This window comes from Rhodoferax ferrireducens, assembly GCF_031458075.1.
In the GTDB taxonomy this organism is placed as follows: Bacteria; Pseudomonadota; Gammaproteobacteria; order Burkholderiales; family Burkholderiaceae_C; genus Rhodoferax_B; species Rhodoferax_B ferrireducens_A.
Genome location: NZ_JAVDXT010000001.1, coordinates 927,024 through 952,411 on the forward strand (window position 1 = coordinate 927,024; position 25,388 = coordinate 952,411).

General features: G+C 64.7%; 22 protein-coding genes. 17 read left to right on the forward strand and 5 right to left on the reverse strand.

Translation table 11 applies throughout. The features are described from left to right. The first annotated feature begins 14 nt into the window (after positions 1 to 14). A complete protein-coding gene (locus J2X19_RS04375) occupies positions 15 to 941 on the forward strand; it encodes a LysR family transcriptional regulator (protein WP_116604597.1) in 927 nt (308 codons plus the stop codon). Between the two features lie 48 nt (positions 942 to 989). Here J2X19_RS04375 and J2X19_RS04380 read toward each other — a convergent pair whose 3' ends face one another. Together J2X19_RS04380 and J2X19_RS04385 are read right to left on the reverse strand one after the other, a co-directional pair. After that, positions 990 to 3,011, reverse strand: coding sequence for a 4-oxalomesaconate tautomerase (locus J2X19_RS04380; protein WP_310370981.1), 2,022 nt, complete (start codon positions 3,009 to 3,011; stop codon positions 990 to 992). A 10-nt stretch (positions 3,012 to 3,021) separates the two neighbouring features. After that, positions 3,022 to 3,975: a Bug family tripartite tricarboxylate transporter substrate binding protein gene (locus tag J2X19_RS04385; protein ID WP_310370983.1), complete on the reverse strand. Its 954-nt coding sequence runs from the start codon at positions 3,973 to 3,975 to the stop codon at positions 3,022 to 3,024. Between the two features lie 356 nt (positions 3,976 to 4,331). Here J2X19_RS04385 and J2X19_RS04390 point away from each other — a divergent pair, with 356 nt between their 5' ends. The 11 genes from J2X19_RS04390 to J2X19_RS04440 all read left to right on the forward strand — a co-directional run bounded on the left by J2X19_RS04390 (position 4,332) and on the right by J2X19_RS04440 (position 17,169). After that, on the forward strand, positions 4,332 to 5,285 hold the full coding sequence (locus J2X19_RS04390; RefSeq protein WP_310370986.1) for a YVTN family beta-propeller repeat protein: 954 nt from the start codon (positions 4,332 to 4,334) through the stop codon (positions 5,283 to 5,285). Next, a complete protein-coding gene (locus J2X19_RS04395; RefSeq protein ID WP_310370987.1) occupies positions 5,251 to 6,081 on the forward strand; it encodes a polysaccharide deacetylase family protein in 831 nt (276 codons plus the stop codon). Before J2X19_RS04390 ends, J2X19_RS04395 begins: the two co-directional genes overlap by 35 nt. 6 nt (positions 6,082 to 6,087) lie before the next feature. Further along, positions 6,088 to 7,056, forward strand: a complete 969-nt coding sequence (locus J2X19_RS04400) for a sterol desaturase family protein (protein WP_310370989.1) — start codon at positions 6,088 to 6,090, stop codon at positions 7,054 to 7,056. Between the two features lie 24 nt (positions 7,057 to 7,080). Continuing rightward, positions 7,081 to 7,998 carry an EI24 domain-containing protein gene (locus J2X19_RS04405; protein WP_310370991.1) on the forward strand — a complete coding sequence of 306 codons (918 nt, stop codon included), beginning with the start codon at positions 7,081 to 7,083 and terminating at the stop codon, positions 7,996 to 7,998. Beyond that, positions 7,964 to 8,803, forward strand: a complete 840-nt coding sequence (locus J2X19_RS04410) for a competence/damage-inducible protein A (RefSeq protein ID WP_310370993.1) — start codon at positions 7,964 to 7,966, stop codon at positions 8,801 to 8,803. Before J2X19_RS04405 ends, J2X19_RS04410 begins: the two co-directional genes overlap by 35 nt. Before the next feature lie 214 nt (positions 8,804 to 9,017). After that, positions 9,018 to 10,433, forward strand: a complete 1,416-nt coding sequence (gene glnA, locus J2X19_RS04415) for a type I glutamate--ammonia ligase (protein ID WP_116604591.1) — start codon at positions 9,018 to 9,020, stop codon at positions 10,431 to 10,433. A gap of 161 nt (positions 10,434 to 10,594) precedes the next feature. Continuing rightward, complete coding sequence (locus J2X19_RS04420) at positions 10,595 to 11,089, forward strand: hypothetical protein (protein WP_310370998.1); 495 nt, start codon at positions 10,595 to 10,597, stop codon at positions 11,087 to 11,089. A 30-nt stretch (positions 11,090 to 11,119) separates the two neighbouring features. Continuing rightward, positions 11,120 to 12,196, forward strand: a complete 1,077-nt coding sequence (glnL, locus tag J2X19_RS04425; protein ID WP_116604589.1) for a nitrogen regulation protein NR(II) — start codon at positions 11,120 to 11,122, stop codon at positions 12,194 to 12,196. A gap of 37 nt (positions 12,197 to 12,233) precedes the next feature. Further along, positions 12,234 to 13,769: a nitrogen regulation protein NR(I) gene (ntrC, locus tag J2X19_RS04430; RefSeq protein WP_310371001.1), complete on the forward strand. Its 1,536-nt coding sequence runs from the start codon at positions 12,234 to 12,236 to the stop codon at positions 13,767 to 13,769. Positions 13,770 to 14,014: 245 nt separating this feature from the next. Then, on the forward strand, positions 14,015 to 16,684 hold the full coding sequence (locus J2X19_RS04435) for an EAL domain-containing protein (RefSeq protein WP_310371003.1): 2,670 nt from the start codon (positions 14,015 to 14,017) through the stop codon (positions 16,682 to 16,684). Between the two features lie 227 nt (positions 16,685 to 16,911). After that, positions 16,912 to 17,169, forward strand: coding sequence for a hypothetical protein (locus J2X19_RS04440; protein WP_310371005.1), 258 nt, complete (start codon positions 16,912 to 16,914; stop codon positions 17,167 to 17,169). Between the two features lie 92 nt (positions 17,170 to 17,261). Here the strand turns inward: J2X19_RS04440 and J2X19_RS04445 are convergent, their stop codons facing one another. From J2X19_RS04445 to J2X19_RS04455, 3 genes are all read right to left on the reverse strand, one after another. Then, positions 17,262 to 18,458 (reverse strand): CaiB/BaiF CoA transferase family protein, encoded by a 1,197-nt coding sequence (locus J2X19_RS04445; RefSeq protein ID WP_310371007.1) that lies wholly within the window; start codon positions 18,456 to 18,458, stop codon positions 17,262 to 17,264. Between the two features lie 63 nt (positions 18,459 to 18,521). Then, positions 18,522 to 19,292, reverse strand: a complete 771-nt coding sequence (gene xth / locus J2X19_RS04450) for an exodeoxyribonuclease III (RefSeq protein ID WP_310371010.1) — start codon at positions 19,290 to 19,292, stop codon at positions 18,522 to 18,524. A gap of 221 nt (positions 19,293 to 19,513) precedes the next feature. Beyond that, positions 19,514 to 20,020: a MarR family winged helix-turn-helix transcriptional regulator gene (locus J2X19_RS04455; protein ID WP_310371012.1), complete on the reverse strand. Its 507-nt coding sequence runs from the start codon at positions 20,018 to 20,020 to the stop codon at positions 19,514 to 19,516. Positions 20,021 to 20,056: 36 nt separating this feature from the next. On the opposite strand from J2X19_RS04455, the gene J2X19_RS04460 reads away from it, so the two are divergent. The 5 genes from J2X19_RS04460 to J2X19_RS04480 all read left to right on the forward strand — a co-directional run bounded on the left by J2X19_RS04460 (position 20,057) and on the right by J2X19_RS04480 (position 25,378). After that, positions 20,057 to 20,866, forward strand: coding sequence for an SDR family NAD(P)-dependent oxidoreductase (locus J2X19_RS04460; RefSeq protein WP_310371013.1), 810 nt, complete (start codon positions 20,057 to 20,059; stop codon positions 20,864 to 20,866). A 273-nt stretch (positions 20,867 to 21,139) separates the two neighbouring features. Continuing rightward, positions 21,140 to 22,153: an ornithine cyclodeaminase family protein gene (locus J2X19_RS04465; RefSeq protein WP_310371015.1), complete on the forward strand. Its 1,014-nt coding sequence runs from the start codon at positions 21,140 to 21,142 to the stop codon at positions 22,151 to 22,153. A gap of 181 nt (positions 22,154 to 22,334) precedes the next feature. Beyond that, on the forward strand, positions 22,335 to 23,216 hold the full coding sequence (locus J2X19_RS04470; protein WP_310371017.1) for a glycine betaine ABC transporter substrate-binding protein: 882 nt from the start codon (positions 22,335 to 22,337) through the stop codon (positions 23,214 to 23,216). A gap of 7 nt (positions 23,217 to 23,223) precedes the next feature. After that, a complete protein-coding gene (locus tag J2X19_RS04475) occupies positions 23,224 to 24,747 on the forward strand; it encodes an HAL/PAL/TAL family ammonia-lyase (RefSeq protein ID WP_310371019.1) in 1,524 nt (507 codons plus the stop codon). Between the two features lie 7 nt (positions 24,748 to 24,754). Then, entirely contained in the window at positions 24,755 to 25,378 is a 624-nt protein-coding gene (locus J2X19_RS04480; RefSeq protein ID WP_310371021.1) for an ABC transporter permease, read from the forward strand. Positions 25,379 to 25,388: the final 10 nt, after the last annotated feature.

A 25,388-nucleotide genomic window follows, 5' to 3' on the forward strand; every position in this document is an offset into this window, starting at 1 on the left:
AATATGATTGCTGCATGTCACGCATCAATTTCGATTTGCAGCAGCTGCAGGCTTTTGTGGCCGTGGCCGAGCGCGGCAGCTTCCGCGCGGCGGCCGACCAGATCCATTTGTCGCCCCCGGCCCTGAGCCGGCGCATCGACAAGCTGGAGACCATCCTCGGCCACCGGCTGTTCAACCGCACCACCCGCGAGGTCGAACTGACCAGCCTGGGCCGGGTCTTTCTGGAGCGTGCGCGTTCGGCGCTGGACGACCTGGAGTCGGCCCTGCTGGGCATCACCGACCTGGCGCCGAGCCGGGGCGGGCGGGTCACGGTGGCCTGTGTGCCGTCGGCTGCGCTGTACTTTCTGCCGGTGGCGCTGCGCAGCTTTTTGCAGCAGTACCCGGCGATCCGCATCCGGGTGGTGGACGAGAGCGTGAACCAGACCTTGTCCAGCGTGATCTCGGGCGAGTCCGACTTCGGCATCGGCTTCATGAGCACCCAGGTGCCCGAGGTGGCGTTCGAGTCCATCCACGACGACCCGTTTGTGCTGGCCATGCCGCGCAGCCACCCGCTGGCCGAGCGCAAAGCCATACGCTGGGCCGAGCTGGGCGCCGAGCGGCTGATTTCGGTGGCCCGCAGCAGCGGCAACCGCCAGCTGCAGGACGATGCGCTGGCCAAGGCCGGGGTGAACCCCAGCTTCGCGTTCGAGGTCAGCCACATCGCCACGCTGCTGGGCATGGTGGACGCCGGCCTGGGCCTGGCCGCCGTGCCGCGCATGGCCTTGCCGCGCCAGCATGCGAGCCTGGTCGGCGTGGCTTTACGCGATCCGCCCATCGTGCGCAAGCTGGGCTTGCTGACCCGGCACGGCGCCAGCCTGCGGCCCGCGGCGGCAGCCTTCCACCAGCATTTGCGCGATGCGCTGACCAGCCCCAGGCCTCTCGATTTTCTTCAAAAAGAATAGCTGCTTGCGCAGGTAGATACTGCGCTGGAGGCCAATTTAATACCTAAATTAGGCTTCTTCCAGCACACCACCGACCTGCATCTGGGCGCGCTGGGCGACCCGGCCCCACTTGGCGATCTCGTCGCCCACCATCTGCTGCAGCTGGGCCGGTGTGCTGGTCTGCACCCGGGCGCCGTCCGCGGCCATGCGGGCTACCAGCTCGGGGTCGCGCAGCACGGTGTTCAGGGCCTGGTTCAGCTCGGCCACCAGCTCGGGCGGCGTATGGGCCGGGGCAAACAAGGCATACCACTGGGTCACATCCACCCCCGGCACACCTTGCTCGGCCAGGGTTGGCACGCCGTGCATATTGGGCAGGCGCTCCGGCCCGGCCACGGCCAGGGCGCGCAGCTTGCCGCTCTGCAGATACGGCTGGGCGGTGAACAGGCTGGGGAACATCAGCTGGGTATGGCCGGCCACCGTGTCGGCAATTGCCGGCGCCGCGCCCGGGTAGGTGCGGCCCTGCAGGGAGGTACCGGCGTTCAGGTTGAACAGCTCGGCGGCAAAGTGCGGCGCAGTGCCGGTGCCGGCCGACGCATAGCTGAACGGGGTGTCGCGCGCCTGGCGGACCAGATCGCGCACGTCGGTAATGTCGAGTGCGGGATTCACCACCAGTAGGGTCGGCGAATAGCCGATCAGGCCGACCGGGCAGAAGTCCTTCAATGGGCTGTAGCGCAGGCTTTCCAGCGCCGGGTAGATGCCGTGGGTGGCGATGTAGCCGAACAGCAGGGTCTGGCCGTTGGGGGCGGCTGAGGCCACGTATTCGCAGGCCACGCTGCCGTTGGCGCCCGCGCGGTTGTCGATCTGCACGTTCTGGCCGAGCAGCGGCGCCAGCTTGCGCGCCAGCGCGCGGGCCATGGTGTCGTTGCCGCCGCCGGCACTGGTCGGCACGATGATGCGTATCGATTGGCTGGCGGCCGGGGCCGCAGCGGCTGGCGCGGGCCGCTGTTCTTCTGGCGGGAACACGTAACTGGGCAGTTGCAGCTGGCCTTGCAGAATCTTGCGCGCGGTACGCACCAGGGCTGCGCGTTCGACCTGGGCGGCTTCGCCTGTGCCAACGACTTCCACTTCGATATCGATCTGGCCGGCCGGGTGCAGCACCACCAGCGGGCGCTTGCCGGCGGGCGTGCTGGCACCGCTGGCCACGGTGCCAGGCAGGGCGAAGGCGGTCGCCACGCCAATCGCGCCGGTGACGGCATGCGAGGCATGGCAGCGGCGGGGCGTGAAGTAGCGCGAGGTGATGCTGTTCGCATCGTCGCCGGGGCTGACGATCACCGGCTTGGGCACCACGCTGTCCGACACGTCGCCCAGGCCCATGCGCGCGCCCATCACCCGGCGCATGGCTTCTATGCGCTCCAGCAGCGCGGTATTGGCATCCAGCTGGGCCGGGCGCTCGCGGCCAGTCAAGCCCAGGTCGGCGGCGCGCAGGATCATCAAGGGCATGGCGGCATCGATGCAGGTGACCTCGATGCCGTCGATGCTGTCGATGCGATTCCCGGTGGGAAACAAATGGCCGGTGACCGCGCCCCAGGCATCCAGAAAGTTCAGCAGGATGGGCGCGGCCGTGCCGGCCACGCCGTCAATGCGTGCATCGCCCTCGTAGGTAACGACGCCGCCCGGGGTGCAGACGGTGACGTCGATGCAGGCGCCGGTGTTGACGTTGTAGACCCGGGCCGTGGTGTGGCCGTCCTGGGCGGCGATCAGGCCTTGTTCGATGGCAAACGGCACCACGCCGGCCAGCATATTGCCGCAGTTGGGCCGGGTGTCGACCGACTGGTGGCCCACGCCGACCTGGGCGAACAGGTAGTCCACATCGCAGCCCGGCTGCTGCGAACGCGAGACGATGGCGACCTTGCTGTTCAGCGTGCTGCCGCCTCCCAGGCCGTCGAGCTGCAGCGGGTCGGACGCGCCGATGGCGCCGATCAACGCCTGGTCGCGCGCCTCGGTGCCCTCGGGCAGCCATTCGCGCAAGAAGAACGGCCCACGCGAGGTGCCGGAGCGCATCAGCACGCAGGGGATGTTGCGATTAATCATGGGGCGGTCTTCAGTCGGCTTGGAGTTTTGCCTGCTGGACCACGCGCTTCCAGCGGGCCAGGTCCGACTTGACCAGTTCGCCCAGTTGCTCGGGCGTGCTGGACTCGACGTCCGCGCCATGGCCTTCGATGCGGGCGATGGTTTCCTTGTCGGCCAGCACCTGGTTGAGCGCGGCGTTCAGCTTGACGATCACCTCCTTGGGGGTCTTGGCCGGTGCGAAGAACGCGTACCACTGGTCGACCTCCACACCGTCTATGCCCAGTTCCTTCAGCGTGGGTACGTTCGGCAGGGCAGCCGAGCGCTTGGCGCCGGCGACGGCCAGGGCTTTGAGCTTGTCGGACTTGACATAGGGCAGGGCGGTAAACAGGCTGGGGAACATGATCTGGGTCTGGCCGCCAATGGTGTCGGTGATGGCCGGAGCCGAGCCCTTGTAGGGCACGTGCAGAGGATTGGTCTGGGTGGCCAGCTTGAACAGTTCGGCCGCAAAGTGCGGGGCCGTGCCATTGCCGGCCGAGGCGATGCTGAATTTTTCCGGCGTGGCCTTCAGCATGGCGACCAGCTCCTTCACGTCCTTGGCCTTGACCGTGGGGTTGACCACCATCAGGGTGGGCGAATAGCCGACCCGGCCGATGGGCTCGAAGCTGGTGATTGGGTCGTAGCGCAGCTTTTGCAGCGCCGGGTTCATCGCGTGGGTGGCCACGTAGCCGAACATGATGGTGTTGCCATCGGGCGCGGCGCGGGCCACCAGCTCGGCGGCGATGGCGCCGTTGGCCCCGGCCTTGTTGTCCACGATGACGGTCTGGTTCAGGATGGCGCCGAGCTTTTGGCCTATGGTGCGGGCCATGGCGTCGTTGCCGCCACCAGCGGCAGTGGGCACCACGATGGTCAGGGGCTTGTCGCTAGCGGCGAGGGCGAGGCTGGCGCTGCCGAGCAGCAGCAAACCGGAAATCAATCTTTTCAACATACGTGTCTCCTAGGGGGCAAAAGTGCGTGGTACACACCACAGCTGCGATTGTTGGTGTTGCAGGGCTTGCAGTAAATTGCACTTTTTTAATCGATTGGTGTGTGCTATGCATCAATTGCGGGTGCTGGCGCTTGCCCCCGTCTGCGGCCTGCGGGTTTCCTTTGCTTGCATTTGCTTTACCGGCGCTGTCCGAGTGGTCCCGCTGCGGCGGCTACACTTGAGGGCTGTCAGTCACTCCGGCTTGCGCCCTTCTCCAGACAGAGTTTTCAGCCCCGGGCTGAAGGCTGACGCAAGCCTTCTACCTCTGGTGCGCCGTGAAGTTGTTTGTCCGTAGTTTTGCCTTCTTGGCCCCCGTTTTGGCCCTTGCGTTTGCTGTGGCGGCCCCGTCGGCGGCCCTGGCCCAGTCCACCCCGATTTTTGTACTGAACTCGCTGGATGCCAGCGTCAGCGTGATCGACCCCGGCAGCTGGACCGAGACCAAGCGGATCACCACCGGCAAAGAGCCGCACCACATGTATCTGACGCCGGACGAGAAGTCGCTGATCATCGCCAATGCGCTGTCCGATACGCTGACCTTCATCGACCCCAGGACCGCCGAAGTGCAGCACGTGGTACGCGACATCCTGGACCCGTACCAGCTGCGCTTTTCGCCCAACATGAAGTGGTTTGTGACTGCTGCCAACCGGCTGAACCACATCGACATCTACCGCTGGGACGGCAAGGACATTGTGCTGGCCAAGCGCGTGGCCACTGGCAAGACGCCCAGCCATTTGTGGATAGACAGCAAGAGCACGACGATTTACTCCACCATGCAGGACAGCGACGAGCTGGTCGCGGTGGACCTGGCGACCCAGACCATCAAATGGCGCACCCCCACCGGCGCCATGCCGGCCGATGTGTACGGCACGGCCGACGACAAGACCCTGCTGGTCGGCCTGACCGGCGGCGACGGCGTCGAGGTGTACGACGTGTCGGGCAAAACGCCGGTGCGCACCAAGGTCATCGCCACCGGCAAGGGCTCGCACGCCTTCCGCGCCGCGGGCGACAAGCGCCATGTATTCGTGAGCAACCGCGTGGCCAATACCATCAGCAAGATCGACCTGCAGACCCTGGAGTCGGTGGCTACCTACCCTGCGCCGGGCGGCCCGGACTGCATGGACGTGTCGGCCGACGGCAAGCTGCTGATGGTCACTTCCCGCTGGGCCCGCAAGCTGACAGTGATCGACCTGGAGTCCAAGAAAGTGGTGCGGCAAATCAATGTTGGAAGGTCTCCCCATGGCGTTTGGACACTGGACCACGCACCCCGTTAAATACGTTGTTGCTACGGTATTAATAGCTGCTAGCGCAGGTTCTATCAGCGCTACAGCCCAAAAACCTTGTGAAAAGCCGCTGTACCTGACCTTCGACACCGGCCACATGGGCGTGGCCCCGCTGATCGCCGATGTGTTGAACCGGCAGCAGGTCAAGGTCACCTTCTTCGGCGCCCAGGAGCGCACCCAGGAGGGCGACGGCAGCCTGGGCGAGCACTGGGCCCCCTGGTGGAAGGCCCGCGCCGCCGAAGGCCATGCCTTTGCCTCGCATACCTACGACCACGTGTACTGGAAGGGCGACATACCAAGTCAGCCCGGTAACCCGCCGCAGTTCCGCGTCAAGCCCTCGGCTGGCCCAGATGCCGACAAGACCTTTACCTGGACCGCCGCGCAGTACTGCGAGGAAATCCGCCGCGCCAGCCAGCGCCTGCAGGCCATGACCGGCCAGGCGCCGCTGCCGCTGTTCCGGGCGCCGGGCGGCAAGACCTCGCCGGCGCTGCTGGCGGCTGCGCAATCCTGCGGCTATGCGCATGTGGGCTGGGCCCCGGCCGGTTTTCTGGGCGATGAGCTGTCCAGCGAGCGTGCCAGCAACCCGGCGCTGCTGGCCCAGGCGCTCAAGACCATCCGCAGCGGCGACATCCTGCTGGCCCACCTGGGCATCTGGTCGCGCAAAGACCCGTGGGCGCCGGCGGTGCTGGAGCCGCTGATCGTCGGTCTGAAGGAGCGCGGCTTCTGCTTCCGCACCCTGCGCGAGCATCCTGACTTCACAGCCTGGATATCGGCCCACAGCAAATAATTGCCCATGATCGACTTTCTGACTAACTTGTTTTCCGACGCGCAGCAATGGCTGTTTGAGGCGCTCATCCAGCCCCTGGTGTTTGGCCTGGGTTTTGGCGGCTGGGTGGAAGACGCCTATACCGCCACCGGCTGGCTGCTGGTGGGCGTGTTGCAGCTCGTGGTGCTGGTGGCGGTGTTCGGTCCGCTGCAGCGCTGGCGCCCGGCCGAGCCAGTGCACGACCGGGCGGCCATCCGCACCGATGTGCTGTACACACTGATCCACCGGCTGGGCCTGTTCCGTCTGGCGCTGTTCTTTACGCTCGATCCGCTGATGGACGAGATGTTTGGCGCGCTACGGGTGGCCGGCATGGGCACCTGGCATCTGGATGCGCTCTGGCCGGGCGTGACCGACCAGCCGGTGCTCAGTTTTGCGCTGTACCTGGTGGTGTTCGACTTTCTGGGCTACTGGGTGCACCGCGGCCAGCACCATTTCAACTGGTGGTGGAGCCTGCATGCGCTACACCATTCGCAGCGCCAGATGACGCTGTGGAGCGACAACCGCAACCATTTGCTCGACGACATCCTGGGCGACGTGATCGTGGTGCTGGCCGCGCAGCTGATCGGTGTGGCGCCCGGCCAGTTCATCGCCATCGTGGCCTTTACCCAGCTCAGCGAGAGCCTGCAGCATGCGAACCTGCGGCTCTGGTTTGGCAAGGTGGGCGAGCGCCTGTGGGTCAGCCCGCGCTTCCACCGGCTGCACCACAGCATCGGCCTGGGCCACGAGTCGGCGGGCAAGAACACCCTGGGCGGGCACAACTTCGGCATCCTGCTGCCCTGGTGGGACATGCTGTTCGGCACCGCCAACTTCGAGCTGCGCTACGACCCTACGGGCATCCGCGACCAGTTGCCCGAGGAGGGCGGGCGCGACTACGGCCGGGGTTTCTGGCGCCAGCAGTGGCTGGGCGTGCGCCGGCTGTGGGGCAGTCTGCGTTGACATGATGCGGGTATCCTCCTGCCCATGAAACTGCTTCTGAACTCTTTTTGGCGTGCGGTGGCGTACTGCATGCACCCGCGCGTGATCGCGCTGTCGTTTCTGCCCCTGGTGCTGCTGGTCGCGCTGTCGTTAGGCCTGGGCTACTTCTATTGGGAGCCGGCGCTGGACTCGGTGCGCACCATGTTGGACGCGTCGGAATGGGTGTCGCGGCTGTGGACCTGGTTGGAAACCGCCGGTGTCGGCCAGCTCAAGGTGGCGCTCGCGCCCTTGCTGGTGATTTTTGCGGTCACGCCCTTCCTGGTGGTGCTGTCCCTGCTGGCGGTGGCCTTGATGATGACGCCGGCGCTGGTGGCCCTGGTCGCCGAACGGCGCTTTCCCCAGCTGGAGAAGAAAAAGGGCGGTACCTTTCTGGGCGGCCTGTTCTGGTCGCTGGGTTCGATCCTGCTGGCGCTGGTGGCCATCATCGTGTCGATTCCGCTGTGGCTGGTGCCGCCGCTGATCCTGGTGCTGCCGCCGCTGATCTGGGGCTGGCTGACCTACCGCGTGATGTCGTACGACGCGCTGGCGCTGCATGCCAGCAAGGACGAACGGCGCGAGATCTTCCGCCGGCACCGCTTGTCGCTGCTGGGCATAGGCATCCTGACCGGCTACCTGGGCGCCGCGCCCAGCCTGGTCTGGGCCTCGGGGGCTTTGTTTGCCGCGGCCTTCGTGATCCTGGTGCCGCTGGCCATCTGGATCTACACCCTGGTGTTTGCTTTCTCGTCGCTGTGGTTTGCCCACTATGTGCTGGCCGCGTTGGAAGCCTTGCGGGCTGAATTGCCCGTAGCGCCGGTGGCGCCCACGCCGCCCAGCACCCCTGCCGAGGAGCCCGTGACCCTTCTGGAACCCCTCCACGTAAAGCCTGCTTATGACTCTGGAAACTCCATCCTCCCCGCGCCTTGAGAGTGCGCCCACCTTCGGGCTGGTCATCGTTGGCGACGAAATCTTGTCCGGCAAGCGGGCCGACAAGCATTTGCCCAAGGTCATCGAATTGCTGTCCGCCCGCGGCCTGCAGCTGGGCTATGCCGACTACGTGGGGGACGACCCGGCGCGCATCACCGCCACCTTGCAGCGCGCATTTGCCTCGGGCGACGTGGTGTTTTCCACCGGCGGCATAGGCGCGACGCCCGACGACCACACCCGCCAATGTGCGGCGCGGGCGCTGGGTTTGCCGCTGGCCCTGCACCCGCAGGCCGAGGCCTTGATACGCGAGCGCATGCAGGACACGGCGCGCGACCAGGGCACGGTGTATGAGCCGAACCATCCGGACAACATCCACCGGCTGAACATGGGCGTGTTTCCGCAGGGCGCGCGCATCATCCCCAACCCCTATAACAAGATCCCCGGCTTCAGCGTCCAGCATGTGCATTTCGTGCCTGGCTTCCCGGTCATGGCCTGGCCCATGGTTGAGTGGGTGCTGGACCAGCAGTATGCGCAGTGGTTCCAGCGCGCGGCCTGGGTCGAGAAGTCAGTCATCGTGTTTGGCTCCATGGAGGCTGCGCTGACCCCGCTGATGCAGGCACTGGAGCAGCGCTTTGACGGCGTCAAGGTGTTCAGCCTGCCCAGCGTCGACCACCCGGAGTTTGGCCGGCATATCGAGCTGGGTGTCAAAGGTACGCCCGCGCAGATAGACCATGCCTACCCGGCGCTGCTGGAAGGCCTGCAGGGTTTCGGCGCGCAGCTGGGTCCCGAATTGGTGCGTACATAAATGCACCAAATTGATGCGGTTTCATTGCGCTCAAGTTTGGTGCATTCTGTTGCCGGTCTGATGGACGTTTGGCGCAGAATACCGCTGCCAGCCAAGGCAAAATAGGCGGGTGGAGGCAGTTGCCGGGCGTGCCGCTGGATGGCACAGAAACTGCATTCCCCATAAAGTTGATTAATTTCAGTCCAACGCAACCAACCCTACCAGGAGATTCTTGATGGCAAAGACCGTCGCAGACGTGATGAAGATGGTGAAAGAAAGCGAAGTCAAGTTTGTTGACTTCCGTTTCACCGATACCCGCGGCAAGGAGCAGCACGTCACCGTGCCGGTTTCGCACTTCGACGAAGACAAGTTCACATCGGGCCACGCGTTCGACGGCTCTTCGATCGCTGGCTGGAAGGGTATTGAAGCTTCGGACATGCAATTGATGCCCGATGCCAACACCGCCAACATCGACCCGTTCTTCGAAGAAACGACGATGATCCTGACCTGCGACGTGGTCGATCCAGCCGACGGCAAGCCGTACGAGCGCGATCCTCGCTCGCTGGCCAAGCGCGCCGAAGCCTACATGAAGGCCTCCGGCCTGGGCGACACCGCCTACTTCGGACCAGAACCAGAATTCTTCGTATTCGACAGCGTGCGTTGGCAAAACGACATGTCGGGTTGCTATTCCAAGATCGATTCGGAAGAAGCTTCCTGGAACACCGGCAAGGAATACGAACACGGCAACACCGGCCACCGTCCTGCAGTCAAGGGCGGCTACTTCCCCGTGCCTCCAGTCGACAGCTTCCAGGACATGCGTTCGGAAATGTGCCTGGTGCTGGAATCGCTGGGCATTCCTGTCGAAGTGCACCACCACGAAGTGGCCAACGCCGGCCAAATGGAACTGGGTACCAAGTTCAGCACGCTGATCCAGCGCGCCGACTGGGTCCAACTGCAAAAGTACGTGATCCAGAACGTGGCCCATGCCTACGGCAAGACCGCCACCTTCATGCCCAAGCCCATCGTTGGTGACAACGGTTCCGGCATGCACGTGCACCAATCCGTGTGGAAAGACGGCAAGAACCTGTTTGCTGGCGACGGCTATGCAGGTCTGTCGGAATACGCGCTGTTCTACATCGGCGGCATCATCAAGCACGCCCGTGCCTTGAACGCGATCACCAACCCCGGCACCAACAGCTACAAGCGCCTGGTGCCTGGCTATGAAGCGCCTGTGAAACTGGCTTACTCGGCCAAGAACCGCTCGGCTTCGATCCGTATTCCCTTCGTGGCAAACCCCAAGGGTCGCCGCGTGGAAGCACGTTTCCCCGATCCACTGATGAACCCCTACCTGGGCTTCTCGGCTCTGCTGATGGCAGGTCTGGACGGCGTGGAAAACAAGATCCATCCTGGCGAAGCCGCCACCAAGGATCTGTACCATCTGCCCCCCGAAGAAGACAAGCTGATCCCTACCGTCTGCCACAGCCTGGACCAAGCGCTCGAATGCCTGGACCAAGACCGTGCGTTCCTGACCAAGGGCGGCGTGTTCACCGATGCGTACATCGATGCGTACATCGACCTGAAGATGCAGGAAGTCACGCGTTTGCGCATGGCCACCCACCCGGTGGAATTTGACATGTACTATTCGCTGTAATAGCGGATACAGTTCTGGGACTGCACTTACTGCTGTACCAGAGCTCTCACAAGGACGGCGCAAGCCGTCCTTTTTGCGTTATGGCCATGAGATGCTGTGGAAACGGAGTACCGTTGTGTTCATTCCATTTGTTCAAGCCCTGTAGGGCCTATCCGATACGCATGAAATATCTTTCTGGTCTGATTTTGGGAATTGCCGCAGTGTCTGTTTTTGCGCAGGACGCGGCGGTGTACCGCTGCGGCAACGAGTACACGAATGCCGTGAAGGACGCCAAGGAGGCCAAGGCCCGCGGCTGCAAGCTGGTCGAAGGCGGCAATGTCAGCGTGATCCAGGGGGCCCGTCCCAATGGCGCCAGCCCGGCCCCGGTGCGCGCGCCGGCGCCGCCGCGCAGCGATGGCGTAGAGCAGCGCGCGCGCGACTCGGATGCCCGCATGATCCTGGAGTCGGAGCTGAAGAAAGCCGAAACCCGGCAAGCCGAGCTGCTGAAAGAGTACAACGGCGGCGAGCCGGAGAAGCAGGGCGGCGAAGCCCGCAACTACCAGAAGTACCTGGACCGCGTGGCCGAGCTGAAAGCCAGCATTGCCCGCAACGACAGCGATATCGCCGGCCTCAAGCGCGAACTGGCCCGCTTGCCCCCGGCGCGCGCCACCCCCTGATCCCTACGCCGTACAGGTTCCGCATCGACTATGCCGCACAACCCTCCCAACCCCTATATCGCGCGCTTCCAGGCGTTTGATTTGTTGGCCACCCTGGTGGCCGTGCTGCGCAGCGATGGCGCGGTGCTGTTTGCCAATGCGGCGCTGGAAGACGCCTTGGGCACCTCGCGCCGCACCATCGAAGGCTCGCATTTCCCCGACTGCTTTACCGAGCCGCTGATTCTGCAGAACGCGCTGGAAGGGGCGGGCAGCAACGAGTTTGCGGCCTTGCGCTACGACGCCTGGCTCAAGCGCCTGAACCACGACCCGGTGCCGGTGCATGTGATCCTGGCCCAGACCGAACGGCAGGGCGAGGTCATCATCGAGCTGCTGCCGCAGGAACAGCAGGCTAAGCAGGACCGCGAGGAACGCCTGATCGACCAGGCCCAGGCCAACAAGGAGCTGATCCGGAATCTGGCCCATGAGATCAAGAACCCGTTGGGCGGCATCCGCGGCGCAGCCCAGTTGCTGGAGATGGAGATCGAGTCGCGCGAACTCATCGAATACACCCAGGTCATCATCCACGAGGCCGATCGTCTGCAAAGCCTGGTCGATCGGCTGCTGGCACCGCACCGGCGCCCGCACGTGGTCGGCGACGTGAACATCCACGAAATTTGCGAGCGCGTGCGCTCCCTGATCCTGGCCGAATTTCCGCGTGGGCTGAAGATCGAACGCGAGTACGACGTGTCGATTCCTGAGTTCCGCGGCGACCGCGAACAGCTGATCCAGGCGGTGCTGAACGTGGCCCACAACGCCACCCAGGCCCTCAGCGAACGGATTGCCGATGGCGATGCGCAGATCACTTTTCTGTCGCGGATTGCGCGCCAAGTTACCTTTGGTAAGCAGCGCTACCGATTGGCATTGGAATTGCATGTCATCGACAACGGCCCGGGTGTACCGGAGTCGATCAAGGACCGTATTTTTTACCCGCTGGTGTCGGGCAGGGAAGGCGGGTCCGGGCTGGGGCTGACATTGGCGCAAACCTTTGTCCAGCAACACCATGGCTTGATCGAATGCGACAGTGTTCCGGGCCGCACGGACTTTAAATTATTGATACCGCTGCCTTGAAAAAGCCAAGGCAGCCTGACCCGAGGTGACCCCCGACATGAAGCCGATCTGGATAGTAGACGACGACCAATCCATCCGCTTTGTGCTGGAAAAAGCGCTGCTCAGAGAAGACCTGCCGACCCGCAGCTTCACCAACCCGCGCGACGTGCTGCTGGCACTCGAACAGGCCACCGACGAAGACGGCCCGCAAATCCTGGTCAGCGACATCCGCATGCCTGGCGGCTCCGGCCTCGATCTGCTGGAGAAGGTCAAGGAGCTGCATCCCGGCCTGCCGGTGATCATCATGACCGCCTTCTCCGACCTGGACAGCGCGGTGTCGGCCTTCCAGGGCGGCGCCTTCGAATACCTGCCCAAGCCGTTTGACCTGCCCAAGGCGGTCGAGCTGATCCGCCGTGCGGTCGAAGAAAGCCAGCGCGAAGAAGTCGCCGAAGAGCGCATGGCCGCGGCCCCCGAAATGCTGGGCCAGGCCCCGGCCATGCAGGACGTGTTCCGCGCCATCGGCCGGCTCAGCCAGAGCAATGTGACGGTGATGATCACCGGCGAATCCGGCTCCGGCAAGGAACTGGTGGCCCGCGCGCTGCACAAGCATTCGCCGCGCGCCAACGGCCCGTTCGTGGCCATCAACACCGCGGCTATCCCGAAGGACTTGCTGGAAAGCGAACTGTTCGGCCATGAGCGCGGCGCCTTCACGGGCGCGCAGACCATGCGCCGCGGCCGCTTCGAGCAGGCCGATGGCGGCACGCTGTTCCTGGATGAAATCGGCGACATGCCGTTCGACCTGCAGACCCGCTTGCTGCGGGTGCTGAGCGATGGCCACTTCTACCGTGTCGGCGGCCACAATGCCGTCAAGGCCCAGGTGCGGGTTATCGCCGCCACCCACCAGGACCTGGAGCAGCGCGTGCGCGACGGCGTGTTCCGCGAGGATTTGTTCCACCGCCTGAATGTGATCCGCCTGCGCCTGCCCGCGCTGCGCGAGCGCGTCGAAGACGTGCCCATGCTGACCCGGCACTTCCTGCAGCAAAGCGCCAAGCAGCTGGGCGTCGAGCCCAAGCGCATCTCCGATGCGGCGCTGGCGCAGATTGCGCTGTTCTCCTTCCCTGGCAATGTGCGCCAGCTGGAAAACCTGTGCCACTGGCTGACCGTGATGGCGCCGGCCCAGGTGATCGAGCCCAAGGACTTGCCGCCCGAGATCGTGGGCGTGGCCGTGCCGCCGGCCAGCCTGGGCCACACCACGGCGACCCGCATCGTTGGCGTGCCGCTGCCGCTGACCGAGGCCACGCTGGACACCGAAGACGAACCGATGCTGAAGATCCCCAGCCTGGAAGCACCGGTGGCCGGCCCGGCGCCGCTGGCTGCCAGCAGCGGCTGGGAGCTGGGCCTGGAGGCCGAGGCGCTGGAGCTGCTGGCCCACGACCGGCATGACGTGTGGGACATCTTGTCGCGCCGTTTCGAGTCCAAGCTGATCCTGACCGCCTTGCACAACACCCGTGGCCGGCGCATCGAGGCCGCGCAGAAGCTGGGCATAGGCCGCAACACCATCACCCGCAAGATCCAGGAACTGGGTTTGGAATGAAATAAGCACCCTGCGCTTATTCCATAAGCGCAGGGTGCTACTGTTTTTGATGATTTCGCGCCCAGGCTGCGGCGCGAAAATTCTCTTGCCTGGCGCGCGCAAAGCGTACTAAAGTCATCCCGAGTTGTAACAAAGGCGCCCGACATGCTGAGCCAGCCGCGCTGGCCTGCCGGTGCTGCGCCTTAGCTTGACCTCTGTAGCCCGGCCGTACGGCCGCTGCCAGGGGCGCACGGGGAGGGTCCGCCATGGTGCTTCACCTGGCCCAGGACGTGGCTTGGATGCTCGTGCTGGGCGTATTGCAATGCCTGCATCTGCGCTTGTGGACCGAGCACCGGCGGGCCGGCCAGTGGGCCAGTGGTCTGCTGTTCGGCGGCGTCTGCATTCTGGGCATGATGGACCCGTTTATCGACATGCCCGGCGTGGCCCTGGACGGGCGTTCGGTGGTGCTGGGCATCGCCGGCCTGTTTGGCGGCCTGCTGGTGGCCGGCATTGCGGCGCTGCTGGCCGGCGGCTACAGCCTGTGGCTGGGCCATGCCGACATGCTGGCGGGCCTGGTACTGGTGGCGGCCTGCACCACGCTGGGCCTGCTGTACCGGGCCGCGGTGGCGCGGGGCTGGGCCACCCTGGGCGCGCTGCCGCTGCTGGCTTTCGGCATGCTGCTGCAGTGGATCCACCTGGCCTGCCTGGCCTTGCTGCCCGAGCCGATTCCCGCCGCCCAGTGGACGCCCATGGCCTTGTCCCTGCTGCTGATCTTTACGCCGGCCACCTTGCTGCTGGGCAGCGTGCTGCAAGAAGGCCAGCGGCGCGACGCCATCGACCTGGCGCTGCGCGAGTCCGAGGCGCGCTTTCGCAGCCTGCTGCAGGACATTCCGGCGGTATCGGTCCAGGCCTATGCACCCGACGGCACCACCCGCTACTGGAACAAGGCCTCCGAGCAGCTGTACGGCTTCAGCGCCGAGGAGGCCCTGGGCCGCAATCTGCGCGACCTGATCATTCCACAGGAAATGCGCGAAGGCGTGCGCGAGGCGATGGAGCAGATGTTCCGCACCCGCCAGGCGATTCCGGCCGGCGAGCTGTTGCTGCTGCACAAGGACGGCAGCCGGGTGCCGGTGTTCTCCAGCCATGCCTATGTGCAGGCGCGCGGCCGGCCGGCGGAGATGTTTTGCATCGACATCGACCTGTCGGCCCGGGTGCGCGCCGAGGCCGAGTTGCGCATTGCCGCCACCGCGTTTGAATCCCGCGAAGGCATGCTGGTGACCGACCCGCAGCAGGTCATACTGCGCGCCAACCGGGCCTTCACCCAGAGCATGGGCTATACCGATGCCGAGGCCGTGGGGCAAACGCTAGCGCTGCTGCAGGCCGGGCCGGACACCGCCACCAGCTTCCAGCTACTGCAGCAGGCCTTGCGCAGCCAGGGCCAATGGGCGGGCGAGATCTGGAGCCGGCGCAAGAATGGCGAGGAGTTTCCACAGTGGGTCACCATCAACGCGGTGCATGACGAGGCGGGCGGGGTCAGCCACTACATCGCCACCCTGGTTGACATTACCCAGCGCAAGGCCGCCGAGGAGCAGATTCGCCAGCTGGCCTTCTTCGACCCGCTGACCCATCTGCCGAACCGGCGCCTGTTGATGGACCGGCTGCAGCGCGCGCTGGCCGCCAGCGAGCGCAACAAGCGCACCGGGGCACTGCTGTTCGTCGACCTGGACCACTTCAAAACCCTGAACGACACCCAGGGCCACGAAAAAGGCGATCTGCTGCTGCAGCAGGTGGCACAGCGGCTGCAGACCTGCGTGCGCGACCGTGATACCGTGGCCCGCCTGGGCGGCGACGAGTTCCTGGTGGTGCTGGAAGACCTGGACGCCGCAGCGGCCCATGCGGCCGCACACGTGAAATCCGTCAGCGAGAAGATCGTGGCCCAGCTGCACCAGCTGTACCGCTTGGGCAACCTGGACTACAACAGCACGGCCAGCGTGGGCATCGCCATGTACAGCGGCCAGGGCACGCCGGCCGAGGAGCTGCTCAAGCAGGCCGACATGGCCATGTACCAGGCCAAGGCCGAGGGGCGCGATGGCCTGCGCTTCTTCGACCCGGCGATGCAGGCCGTGGTGAATGCGCGCGCCGCGCTGGAAGCCGACCTGCGCCAAGGCCTGGCGCTCGGCCAGTTCCTGCTGTACTACCAGCCGCAGGTGGATGCGCAAGGCCGGGTCACCGGCGCCGAGGCCTTGCTGCGCTGGCCGCACCCCACGCGCGGCATGGTGCCGCCGGTGCACTTCATCCCGCTGGCCGAGGAAACCGGCCACATCCTGCCCCTGGGCCGCTGGGTGCTGCAGACCGCCTGTGCCCAGCTGGTGGCCTGGGCCCAGGACCCGGTGCTGGGGCGGCTGGTGCTGGCGGTGAACGTCAGCGCCCGGCAGTTCCGCGACCCGGACTTCGCCAGCGGCGTGCTGGCCCTGCTGCACAGCAGCGGCGCCAACCCGCGGCGGCTCAAGCTGGAGCTGACCGAGAGCATGCTGGCCGACAACCTCGACGACATGGTGGAGAAGATGGCGGCCCTGGGCGCACACGGCATCCGCTTTGCATTGGACGACTTCGGCACCGGCTATTCGTCGCTGTCCTACCTCAAGCGGCTGCCGCTGGACGAGCTGAAGATCGACCAGTCGTTTGTGCGCGATGTGCTCGTCGACCCCAGCGATGCAGCCATCGTGCGCACCGTCGTCGGGCTGGCGCACAACCTGGGTCTCGAGGTGCTGGCCGAAGGCGTGGAAACCGAAGCGCAAAAGGACTTTCTGGCGCGCTGCCACTGCCATGTCTACCAGGGCTATCTGTTCAGTCGGCCGGTGCCGGTGGCCGCGTTTGAAGCCTTTGTGCTGGGCAGTGCGCAGCCGGCTTCTGTGGACGAGGTGAAGGCCGCCTAGGCCGTCACGTCGCTACGCAGCATAGTATGGCTTGTTATTGTTTTGATAGCAGGCTGCGCAAGAAAGTACTGCGCTGCAGGCCTGTTGGGCTGCATTTGTATAAAGAAATGTATAGATGGTCAACGCGCAATTCCAGCCGGCGTTGTGGGTACAGGTCTGAATATGTATCGGACTTGCTCGACGAAGTCGGAGCCCACTGCGACTGTTGCTAACAAGGATTATTTGCCATGACCACGATCAAGTCTCTTTTCGCCGCTGCCCTGATTTCTACCCTGGCTGCAGCTTCGTTTGCCCAGGCACCTGCTGCCACCAAAGACGCCGCCGCGCCTGCGGCCGCTGCACCCGCAGATGCTGCATCGCACGCCAAGAAGCCGGTGAAAAAGCATGTGGCGAAGAAGCCCGCCGCCAAGAAAGAGGAAAAGACTGCCGCTGTTCCAGCGACTCCTGCTACGCCAGCGACTCCCGCTGCTTCCGCCGCCAAATAAACCCACGGCTTGGCTGAAGAACGGAGGCTGAAGCCATTCAGCCTCCGTTTTTTTTGCGCCAGCGTTTTCTGCTTGCGACGTGGCGCTGTAGCTCAGGCCACCACGCCCTGCGCGCGCAGCGTGGCGATCTGCGCATCCGACAAGCCCATGCCGCGCAGCACCGCGTCGGTATCGCCGCCCAGATGCGGCGCCGCGCTGCGGATCGCGCCGGGCGTGGCCGACAGCTTGGGCACGATACCCGGCACTTCCAGCGTGTCGCCGTCGCGCGTGGTCTGCTGCAGCAGCATGTCGCGCGCGCGGTAGTGTGGGTCTTCGGCAATGTCCTTGGCGGTGTAGACCCGGCCCACCGGCACGTCGGCGGCCAGCAAGGTGGTGATGACTTCCTCGACCGTATGGCGGGCCGTCCAGCTGCCGATGGCGGCGTCCAGCTCGGCGGCGCGCTGGTTGCGCCCGGCGTTCACCGCCAGGTCCGGCGCGTGGGCCAGATCGGGACGGTCTATGGCCAGCATCAGCCGCTTGAAGATGCTGTCGCCATTGCCGGCGACCAGCACGCAGCCGTCGGTGCAGTTGTACGCATTGCTGGGCGTGATGCCGGGCAGGGCGCTGCCGGCCGGCTCGCGCACCGCGCCAAACGCGCTGTACTCGGGGATCAGGCTTTCCATCACATTGAACACCGCTTCGTGCAGCGCCACGTCGACCACCTGGCCCAGGCCGCCGTTGGCCTTGCGGTGGTGTAGCGCGGCCAGCACGCCGATGCAGCCATGCAGCGCCGCGAGCGTGTCGCCGATGGATACGCCGACCCGCACCGGCACCCGGCCCGGTTCGCCGGTCAGGTGGCGCAGCCCGCCCATGGCCTCGCCGACCACGCCAAAGCCCGGCCGATCGCGGTACGGGCCGGTCTGGCCGTAGCCGCTGATGCGCAGCATCACCAGGCCAGGATTTAGCGCATGCAATGCATCCCAACCCAGGCCCCAGGCTTCCAGCGTGCCCGGGCGAAAGTTCTCCACCAGCACATCGGCTTCGGCGATCAGTTTGCGGGCAATGTCCTGGCCGTCGGCGCTGCGCAGGTTCAGCGCGATGGAGCGCTTGTTGCGCGACTGCACCTGCCACCAGACCGAGGTGCCGTTCTGCACCATGCGCCAGTTGCGCAGCGGGTCGCCACTACCGGGGGGTTCGATCTTGATGACATCGGCGCCAAAGTCGCCGAGTGTCTTGGCAGCGAACGGCCCGGCGATCAGCTGGCCCATCTCTATGACTTTGACGCCCTGAAGGGCCTGCGGTGTGCTCATGGCTGAAATTTATAAAAAATAGGCTGCTGGCGCAGGTACTACCTGCGCAACCAGCTATTAAAACTATAGTGAGCTAAGGGTGATGACGACCGGCGCGTGGTCGCTGGGCCGCTCGTTCTTGCGCGGCAGCGTGTCGATCACGCAGGCCGTCACCCGCGGTTTCAGCGCGGGGCTGACCAGCACGTGGTCGATGCGCAGGCCGCGGTTGCGGCGGAAACCGAAGTCGCGGTAGTCCCACCACGAATAGCATTTGTCCGGCTGGGGGAACATGCGGTGCGTGTCGGTCAGGCCCAGCCCCACCAGGGCCTGCAGGTGGTAGCGCTCTTCGTCGGTGCAGTGGATGGTGTCTTTCAACAGCACCGGGTCCCACACGTCCAGGTCGTCGAAGGTGATGTTGTAGTCGCCCATCAGCACCAGCTGTGGGTACAGCAGCATCTCGGCCTTGATCCAGTCGCGCAGGGCTTTCAGCCAGTACATCTTGTACTCAAACTTCTCGGTGCCGGGCGCCTGGCCGTTGGGGAAGTAGGCGCCGATGACGCGCACACCGTTCACCGTGCCGGTGATCACGCGGGCCAGCTCGTCGCTGAAGCCGGGGATGTTCTTCACCACATCGGTGGCTTCGGTCTTGCTGAGCAAGGCCACGCCGTTATAGGTCTTCTGGCCGAACCACTGCGCCTGGTAACCGGCGGCGGCAAAAGCCGCGTGCGGAAACTTGTCGTCGGTCATCTTGGTTTCCTGCAGCACCAGCACATCGACCGGGTTGGCGGCCAGCCAGTCCAGTACCTGGGGCAGGCGTACGGTGAGGGAGTTGACGTTCCAGGTGGCAAGACGCATTGTTTTCCTAACTTGGTGTTGAAAGAATTTAATTTTTATCCACGGTGCGGCAGGTGACGGCTCCACTGCCGGAAAATCCGAACCGCGCTGGGGGACGGACCAGCATGTGCGCACCGCTTGCTCGAAGAATCGAATGTACTCGCTGACCGCAGTCTGGAGCAGTGGCAGCGGGACGCCTTGAGGCAGGTCGATGCGGGCCTGCGTGCACTTGGACTGAGAGGCTAGCTCTGGGCAATCTGTAGCTTCGCGGCTGCGGGCATATGCCTCTCTCGCCGTCCCGCGAGGGCGCCGGCATAGATCGTAAGGCCCATGCGCACTGCCTCCTGCTCGGGTGGTGTCAGATGGGCAAGTGCCGACGAGACCTGGTGACGGCCGAATGCCTCGATCGCAGCGCGGCTCTTCTGGCCCTTGCGGGTCAACTTGAGGTGCTTTATCCGGGCATCTGCCGCGCTCGTCGACTCCATAAGCTCCCCTGCAGTGATGAGCTTGCGCAGCATGCGGCTGACACTGGACTTTTCAAGACCCAGGAATTCCGTCACTTCGCTGGCGGTCATCGACTGGCGGGCCCCAATTTCTATCAGCGTGTGCACTGCCGACGGCGGATAGTCGGTAGCCGCCAGTGTTGTTTGCAGAAAACCGAGTTCGCGCACCATCTGCCGCGAAGCGGCGCGTATTGCGTCAACCAGTACGCCGTCAGACGACGCGACGGATGTCCTTTTTTTGCTCATAAGTTGTATTATGCAACTTATTTTCAAAGGACATCTATGCACATGGGCTCCGAAATAGGTGGCACTTCGGCCGCTGAATGTGCCATTCTTGAGCGGCGAATGACGGGCCATGTGGCGCTTATCACGGGCGGTGGCAGTGGGATAGGCAGGGCAACTGCGTTGCGGATGGCGGCCGAAGGCGCCGACGGGATTGTCATCGCTGGTCGCCGTGTTACAGACGGCGAAGCGGTTGCGGCCGAGTGCCGTTCGCTAGGAGCTAAAGCCCGCTACGTCCAGACCGACGTAACACGAGAAGAAGACGTCGCACGGGCGGTGCAGACTGCGGTTGGTGAGTTTGGTCGTCTGACCGTGGCGTTCAATAACGCCGGGGTACAGGAACGGCGAGCCCCCCTGGAGGCGCAGCGCATGGAAACATACAAGACTGTGTTTGATTCGAACGTCGGTTCGGTCTTCTTGTGTCTGAAGCACCAAATCGATGCGATGCTCCAAGAGGGTGGCGGACGGATTGTGGTGAATGCGTCCGTGAGCGGTATTCGAAACCCCAATCCCGGCCTCAGTCTATATTCCGCCTCCAAAGCGGCTGTGATTTCGCTGGTGCGGTCGGCCGCCATGGAAAACGCCCCGCGGGGTATTCGCATCAACGCAGTCGCGCCAGGTCGGGTGTTGACGGACATGATGCTGGCTTCGGGTATTGCCGACATGGCGAGCGTGGCAGCGGGCCTTCCCCTGCGCCGAATGGGGCAGCCTCACGAGGTGGCCGAGGCCGTCATCTGGCTTGCTTCCGATGCCTCCTCCTACATCGTCGGCCATATTTTGTCGGCTGACGGTGGATTCCTCGCGAGTTGATAGCGACCGAAATCAAATGGTCAAGCGCGGCGTCATCAGCTTCACGTCGTGCGCACATCCGATGCCGCTGCAACCACTGCGCCGTTCAGGCCGGGCAGAGGGGATTTGCCACCAGTGCGTGCCCCACGGTGCGCTGTTTTGGCCGCGTTTCATGGCACTGACCCCCATGCCCGGCCAGCGGCGTTGATTCTGGTTGTCTATACAGCTATGATTTGCGCGGCCCGTCCGTCTACGGCCCAGCACCCCACCGCCCGATCTGGAAAGCCCCTCCCCATGTCCGATAGCACCGCCGAAATTTACCTGACTTATCTGAACCATCCCGATGTGCAGGCCCTGGCCCTGACGGATGCTGAAATCCTGGCCGCCGTGGAGCAGGCTCTGCATGCCCAGGGCAACCAGCAGACCACCATCGAGCCGCGCATGCACCTGGTACCCGAGAAGGACTACCCGGGCCATTTCAATGTGCTGCGCGGCTACATCCGCCCCATGGGCCTGGCCGGGGTGAAGGTGGTGGGCGACTTCTACCGTAACTATGAGATCGGCCTGCCGTCCGAGCTGGCGGTGCTGAACCTGTTCAACCCGAAGAACGGCTCGCCCATCGCCATCATCGACGCGTCGGACCTGACCGATATGCGCACCGGCGCCATCACTGCCCTGGGCGCCAAGCACCTGGCGCGCAAGAACTCGAAGATCCTGGGCCATATCGGTGCGCGTGGCACCTCGTACTGGAATGTGCGGCTGCTGGATTCGATCTACGACTTCGACGAGATCCGCGTGCATTCGCGCCGGCCCGAGAGCCGCAACGCGTTTGCGGCCAAGCTGGAAAAAGACCTGGGCAAGAAGATCACCGTGACCACCGACTGGGAGTCCTGCGTGCGCGGCGCCGACATCGTGGTCGAGGCCTCGCGGCTGGAGAAGCCCGAGCCCCTGCTGAAGACCGAGTGGATCAAGAAGGGCGCTTGCGTGATTCCCTATGGCACCATGAGCGCGGTCGAGCTGTCGCTGACCGACATCATGGACAAGATGGTGATGGACGACTGGGGCCAGGCCAAGGCCGGACCGCTGGGCGCGCTGCGCGCCCACGTGGACGCAGGCAAGTTGTCGGAGCAGACTCTGCATGCCGAACTCGGCCAGATCGTCGCCGGCCTGAAGCCGGGCCGCGCAAGCGACGCAGAGACCAATCTGTTCTGGCACCGCGGCCTTTCTTTGTCGGACATTGCATTGGGCGCCTTCATGCTGGAGAAAGCCCAGCGCATGGGCCTGGGCCAGCGCCTGCGTTTCCGCTAGGCTGTAGCGGCTACCGGGTGTTTTGGCACTGCGGGGCCGAATTTGGCATGAACTCTGCATGCGTGCTTATCGCAATGTTGTATATACAAGTTGATTTTTTAACTTAAGACGTGGCCGGCACGGCTGGATGTGTCGGTAGTATTCGCTTTTTTTCTGTTCTCACCTTTTTCTGGAGTTCACCATGCGATTGAAGAAACTTTTGGCTGTCTCTGCATGGGCGCTGGCCGCCGTGCTGCCGCTCGCGTCCCAGGCCCAGCAGGCGCTGCGCGTGGGGTCGAAGAACTTCACCGAACAGTTTGTGCTGGCGGAAATCTATGCCCAGGCCCTGGAAGCCGCGGGCATCAAGACCGAGAAGAAACTCAACCTGGGCGGCACGCTGATTGCGCAAAAAGCCATGGAGGAGAAGCAGATCGATTTCTACCCCGAGTACACCGGCACCATGCTGTTGGCCGTGCTGAAGGCCGAGCCCATGACCAACCCCAAGGCGGTGTACGACAAGGTCAAGGAGGCCTACGCCAAGATGGGTTTTGTGCTGCTGAACCAGTCGAACCTGAACAATGGCTATGTGATGGTGGTGCGGCCTGAAACCGCGCAAAAGTACAAGCTGGAAACCCTTTCCGACCTGACCAAGGTGGCCAAGGAGCTGAAGATCGGCGCCGGCCCCGAGTTCCGTGACCGCAAGGACGGCCTGCCCGGCCTGAAAGCCAAGTACGACATGGTGTTCGGCGAAGACCTGCAAATGGCCATCGGCCTGCGCTACCAGGCGCTGAAGAACGACCAGATCCAGGTCGTCAACGGCTACTCCACCGACGGCCTGATCAGCGCCATGAAGCTCAAGCGCCTGCGCGACGACAAGAGTCTGTGGCCGCCGTATTTTGTGGTGCCGGTGATCCGCCGCGAAGCGCTGGACGCCAACCCCAAGGTCGGCGAAGTGTTGAACCGCGTGAGCGCGCTGCTGGACGAAACCAGCATGGCCCAGATGAACTACCAGGTGGACGGCGAGAAGCTCGAACCCAAGGACGTGGCCCACGACTTCCTGAAGGCCAAGGGCCTGGTCAAGTAAGTCGGCCATGGCATGCGAGGTTGGCGAACAGTGGCTGGGTATCGATGAGCTGGTACGGGTAGCCCGCGAGCGCGAGCCGGTGGCACTGGCCCCGGGGGCGCGGGGCCGGGTGGTGGCTGCGCGCCAGGTGGTCGAGCGCCTGGCGGCATCGGGCCAGCCGGTCTACGGCCTGAACTCGGCCCTGGGGGCGAACACTGGCGCGGTGCTGGCCGATGGCGACCTGGAAGCCTACCAGCGCCGGGCCGTGCGGGCGCGCGCAGTGGGCGTGGGGCCGGCCTGGGACACGGCGACCGTGCGCGCCATGCAGTTCGCCCGGATTGCCGGCCTGGCGCGGGGCGGCTCGGGCATTTCGCCGGCGGTGCTGGATGCTTGCATCGCCTTGCTGAACCACCAGGTCCATCCGCAGGTACCCCGCATGGGGTCCATCAGCGTGGCCGATTTGCCCCAGTTGTCGCACCTGGCCTTGCCCTTGTTTGGCGAGGGCCAGGCCGAATGGCAGGGCGATGTGCTGCCGGGCGCGATAGCCTTGCAGCGCGCCGGCCTGCAGCCCGTGGTGCTGGGCGCCAAGGACGGCCTGGCGCTGATCAGTGCCAACGCTGCCACCACGGCGCGCGCAGCCCTGGTGCTGCACGATGTGAGTGCGGCGCTGCACAGCTGGCTGGCGGCGATTGCGCTGGGCTTCGAGGGTTTTCGGGCCAATCTGTCGCCGCTGCACGCCGCGGCGGTAGCGGCCCGGCCAGCCACCGGGCAGATCGAGGTGGCGAGCCAGTTGCGCAGCTTGCTGCAGGGCAGCGTGCTGTGGCTGCCGGGGGCGGCGCGCCGGGTGCAAGACCCGGTGTCCATGCGGGTCGTGGCCCAGGTGCATGGTGCGGCGCTGGGCATGGTGCAATCGGCCCGGGCCCAGGTCGAAATCGAATTGAACAGTGCGGCCGACAGCCCGCTGGTGCTGGCCGACGAAGGCCTGATGCTGTCCAACGGCAACTTCCATTTGCCGGCCCTGGCGCTGTCGGTCGATGCCTGCGCGCTGGCGCTGGCGCAAACTTCCAGCATGGCGGTGGCACGCTGCCTGCGCTTCATGTCGCCTGCGCTGACTGACCTGCCATTGCAGTTGACGCGGCATGGGCCTGCGCATTCCGGCTTTGCCGCGGTGCAGAAGACGCTGACTGCGCTGTGGTCCGAGATCCGCCTGCGTGCCAACCCGGCTTCACTGGACTTCATCCCCATCTCCGAGGGTCTGGAAGACCATGCATGCATGGCCTGGACTGTGGTAGACAAGCTGGGTGAGCTGCTGCAGCGTGTGCACTACCTGATCGCCACCGAGCTGCTGGTCGCGGCCCAGGCGGTAGACCTGCGCGGCACGGCCACGGCCGAGATGGGCGAGGGCGCGCTGGCGGCCTATACCCGGCTGCGGGCCATCGTGCCCGTGCTGGACGAAGACCGGCCGCTGGGCCCGGACATCGACAGCGTCTACCAGGCGGTGGCCGCGGGCCACTTCAACCTGTTCAACCTATCTCTAGCAAAGGCCGCGTGACATTGCCATGACCTGGTTTCTGCGTAACTGGCCGGATGTGCTGTATGCCCTGTGGGAGCATATTGCGATCTCTTTCACCGCTCTGGTGATCGCCTTTGCCTTGTCGCTGGCCATCGGCGTGCTGGCGGCCCGGCGTGCCCGGCTGTACGGCGCGGTGATGACGGTGTCGGGGGTTTTGTACACCATACCGACCCTGGCTTTTCTGGCCTTTCTGATTCCGCTGGTGGGGCTGGGCCGCAGCAACGCCATCATCACCATGGTGGCTTTTTCGCTGATGATTTTGATCCGCAGCGTGGCCACCGGCATCCGCGAAGTGCCTGCCGAAGTGATAGATGCGGCGCGCGGCATGGGCATGGCGCCGCGCCAGATCCTGCGCCAGATCGAGCTGCCACTGGCCTTGCCACTGATCGTGGCCGGCCTGCGGGTATCGGCGGTGACGGTGATCAGCGTGACGGTGGTGGCCGCCTATGTCAATGCCGGCGGGCTGGGCACGCTGATCTTCAACGGCATTGCCAGCGACCACCCGGCCAAGATCTGGGCCGGTGCGCTCACAGCCTGCGCACTGGCGGTGACCGTCGACCTGCTGCTGGCCTGGCTCGAGCGCCGCCTTAAAGCCGGCCACGCGGCCTGACGCCCTAGGA